General features: G+C 52.1%; 3 protein-coding genes and 1 pseudogene. 3 read left to right on the top strand and 1 reads right to left on the bottom strand.

Annotated elements, in window-relative coordinates:
• A pseudogene (locus ACRDD5_RS17240) lies at window positions 1–179 on the top strand (6-phospho-alpha-glucosidase); the annotation flags it as partial.
• A 22-nt stretch (window positions 180–201) separates the two neighbouring features.
• Here the strand turns inward: ACRDD5_RS17240 and ACRDD5_RS17235 are convergent.
• A complete protein-coding gene (locus tag ACRDD5_RS17235) occupies window positions 202–921 on the bottom strand; it encodes a GntR family transcriptional regulator (RefSeq protein ID WP_438677466.1) in 720 nt (239 codons plus the stop codon).
• A gap of 271 nt (window positions 922–1192) precedes the next feature.
• Here ACRDD5_RS17235 and ACRDD5_RS17230 point away from each other — a divergent pair, with 271 nt between their 5' ends.
• Entirely contained in the window at window positions 1193–2812 is a 1620-nt protein-coding gene (locus ACRDD5_RS17230) for an alpha-glucoside-specific PTS transporter subunit IIBC (protein ID WP_438677465.1), read from the top strand.
• On the top strand, window positions 2809–3730 hold a 922-nt coding region (locus ACRDD5_RS17225; protein WP_438677464.1), incomplete at its 3' end, for a family 4 glycosyl hydrolase. The genes ACRDD5_RS17230 and ACRDD5_RS17225, both read left to right, overlap by 4 nt.

Genomic DNA, 3730 nt, shown 5'->3' with positions numbered 1-3730 from the left:
TAATGAGCCAGCAGGTGGCGGTGGAAAAACTGGTGGTCGATGCCTGGGAACAGCGTTCGTATCAGAAGCTCTGGCAGGCGATTACGCTGTCGAAAACCGTGCCGAGTGCATCTGTCGCAAAAGCAATTCTTGATGATTTTATCCCGGCCAACAAAGATTACTGGCCGGAACTGCATTAATCGTTTTGCCCGGCCTGCGCCTTCAGTAATGCTGAGGGCGCTCGCTGCTTTGCAGGTAATGCTCTTCCCGGTATTCACTGCTGTTTCGGTACATGATGGCGTAATTAATAAACTCATGCTGCTGGCTGTAGGTCAGTGAGCTAATGCAGAGGATCGGCGTTCCCTCTTTAATATTAAGCAGTTCGGCCATGGTTTTGTCCGCCAGAATGGGTGTCATGCACTCATAATTCCCACCAATCTGGATGTGGCACTCTTTTTCTATATAGTGGAATTTTGAGCCTTCCAGATGGGCAACAGACATATTTTTGAATAGCCGGGCGGGCATATAGCTGTCTTCAACCATCAGCGGCATGCTATTGACGAAGCGAACTCTTCTGGAATAGGAAACGCTGTCTTTTTTGTCAATCTGTAGTTTGGCGGCGATAGTTTCGGTCGCGGGCTGTATCCGAAAGAGAAGAACTTCACTCTTTATTTTTCCGGAAAATTTTTTCATTGCATCAAAAAATCCGAGCAGGTTTTTGGTGTCGGCATAGACATTCTTATGAATGATAAAGCTTCCACTACCATTTTTTTTGAATATTAATCCCCAATCCACCAGCAGCGCTATCGCTTTGCGGATAGTCATTCTCGACACGCCAAACTCTTTTGCCAGCGCATTCTCGCCGGGAAGCGAGCTGCCAATCGCGTAATCTGCCGTGCCGATGCGGATCCGTAAGGTATTAGCGATAGCTTTATAGATCATCCGTAGATCTCTTCCGTTGTCAGTCTCATCTCATCCCTGTGCAATAACCAATTGAAATATTGAAGCGTTTTCAAGCACGCAAAATTAATCGATCAGTACGTGTATATATCGGGTCACAAAACTGTACAGGTGATAAAAAATAAAACCATGCGCCTTATCACAAATTATTATTTTATCAAAACAATGAGTCAGCTCTGAGAATTACTGTGTGGCAAAGAAGTTATCGTCGTTGATTTTATATCTGGTGTGCGTAAACCGGTGAGGAATAACTATGCTGAGTCAAATTCAGCGCTTTGGTGGCGCAATGTTTACACCCGTATTACTTTTTCCATTTGCAGGTATTGTGGTAGGAATAGCCATATTATTACAGAACCCGATGTTTGTAGGGGAAGCACTAACAAAACCCGACTCCTTATTTTTCCAGATTATCAAGGTAGTTGAGGACGGCGGCTGGACCGTGTTCAGAAATATGGCGCTGGTGTTTGCCGTTGGCCTGCCGATTGGCCTGGCGAATAAAGCGCAGGCGCGAGCCTGTCTGGCCGTGCTGGTGAGTTTTCTGGCGTGGAATTATTTTATCAACATCATGGGCAGCACCTGGGGCGAATTTTTTAACGTCGATTTCACCCAAGAGCCGACCATGGGAAGCGGCCTGGGCTTAATTGCGGGCATCAAAACGTTAGACACCAGTATTATCGGCGCGATTGCTATTTCAGGCATTGTCACGGCGATCCACAACCGTTTTTACGATAAGCCGCTGCCGATTGTCCTTGGGGTCTTTCAGGGAACATCGTTTGTGGTGATTGTCGCGTTTCTGGTGATGATCCCCTGCGCCTGGCTCACGCTGCTGGGCTGGCCAAAAGTGCAGATGGGCATTGAATCCTTGCAGGCGTTTCTGCGCACTGCCGGCGCGCTTGGCGTCTGGGTTTACACCTTTCTTGAACGCATATTGATCCCGACGGGCCTGCACCACTTCGTTTACGGCCCCTTTATGTTCGGTCCCGCCGCGGTTGAAGGGGGGATTCAGGTTTACTGGGCCAACCATCTACTGGAGTTCAGCCAGACCACGACCCCTTTAAAATCCCTGTTCCCGGAAGGCGGGTTTGGGCTTTTTGGCAACTCGAAGATTTTTGGCGCGCCGGGGATCGCGCTAGCGCTGTATTACACGGCGGCGCCGGAAAATCGTAAAAAAATCGCCGGGCTATTAATTCCCGCAGTGCTGACCGCCGTGCTGGTTGGCGTCACGGAGCCGCTGGAGTTTACCTTCCTGTTTATCTCCCCGCAGCTGTTTGTCATTCACGCCCTGCTGGCGGCTTCGATGGCGACCGCCATGTATCTGTCCGGCGTGGTGGGCAACATGGGCGGCGGCCTGATTGACACGATGTTGCCACAGGACTGGATCCCGATGTTTCACAACCACTCGGGCATGATTTTCACCCAAATCGGCATCGGCCTGCTCTTTATGGCGATTTATTTTGTCGTCTTTCGCGAGCTGATTCTGCGCTTCAACCTGAAAACGCCGGGCCGCGAAGAGAGTGAAGTCAGGCTCTACACCAAAGCGGATTACAAGGCTTCCCGAGGGCAAAAGGCCGCAGGCCACGTAGATGAACAGCTCAGCCAGGCGGCTGGGTTGTTACAGGCGCTGGGCGGGGCAGGCAATATCGCAACGGTCAACAACTGCGCGACCCGCCTGCGCATCACTCTGGTGGATGCCGGGCGGATGCAAAGCGATGACGTATTTACCGCCCTTGGCGCACACGGCGTGGTGCGCCGCGGCAATGCGGTTCAGGTGATTGTCGGCCTGAATGTACCTCAGGTGCGCGATCGGCTGGAAACGCTGATGGAAGCATCCTTATCAACTGAAAAAACACCCATGACGGAGGCAATATCATGAAAAAATTCTCTGTAGTTATCGCCGGCGGCGGCAGTACCTTTACCCCTGGCATCGTATTGATGCTGCTGCAAAACCGGGATCGTTTTCCCCTGCGTGCCCTGAAATTTTACGACAACGATGGCGCGCGTCAGGAAGTGATTGCCGAGGCCTGCAAAATTCTGCTCAAAGAGCAGGCCCCGGAGATTGCATTCAGCTATACCACCGATCCGAAAGCGGCTTTCACCGATGTGGATTTTGTAATGGCGCACATTCGCGTGGGCAAATACCCGATGCGCGAACAGGATGAAAAAATCCCCCTGCGCCACGGCGTATTAGGGCAGGAAACCTGCGGCCCGGGCGGTATAGCTTACGGCATGCGCTCCATCGGCGGCGTGCTGGAGCTGGTGGATTACATGGAGCAATATTCGCCGAACGCGTGGATGCTCAACTACTCCAATCCGGCGGCGATTGTCGCCGAAGCCACGCGGCGCCTGCGTCCAAAGGCGAAAATCCTCAATATCTGCGATATGCCGATTGGCATTGAAAGCCGCTTTGCGCAAATCGCGGGCCTGCAAAGCCGCAAACAGCTGCGGACGCGCTATTACGGCCTGAATCATTTCGGCTGGTGGACGGCCATTGAAGATCGGGCGGGCAATAATTTAATGCCAATGCTGCGTGCGCACACCGAAAAGTATGGCTACGTCCCGGCTTCGGACGTGCCGCCCACGGAAGCGAGCTGGAACGACACCTTTGTCAAAATGAAAGATGTCTGCCTGCTGGATGAGGCAACCTTGCCGAATACCTACCTGAAGTATTACCTGTTCCCGGATTACGTCGTCGAGCACGCCAACCCGGCCAGAACGCGCGCCAACGAAGTGATGGATCACCGCGAGAAGCACGTGTTCAGCGCCTGCCGGGCAATTATTAAGGCAGGAAATT

Source organism: Silvania sp. (assembly GCF_051656365.1).
Lineage (GTDB): Bacteria > Pseudomonadota > Gammaproteobacteria > Enterobacterales > Enterobacteriaceae > Enterobacter > Enterobacter hatchlandensis.
This window is presented reverse-complemented; position numbering and strand designations above follow the sequence as displayed.

Excerpts from the sequence above, each read along its gene's own strand:
- ACRDD5_RS17235 (WP_438677466.1), bottom strand. The coding sequence starts at position 921 with ATGATCTATAAAGCTATCGCTAATACCTTACGGATCCGCATCGGCACG.
- ACRDD5_RS17230 (WP_438677465.1), top strand. The coding sequence starts at position 1,193 with ATGCTGAGTCAAATTCAGCGCTTTGGTGGCGCAATGTTTACACCCGTA.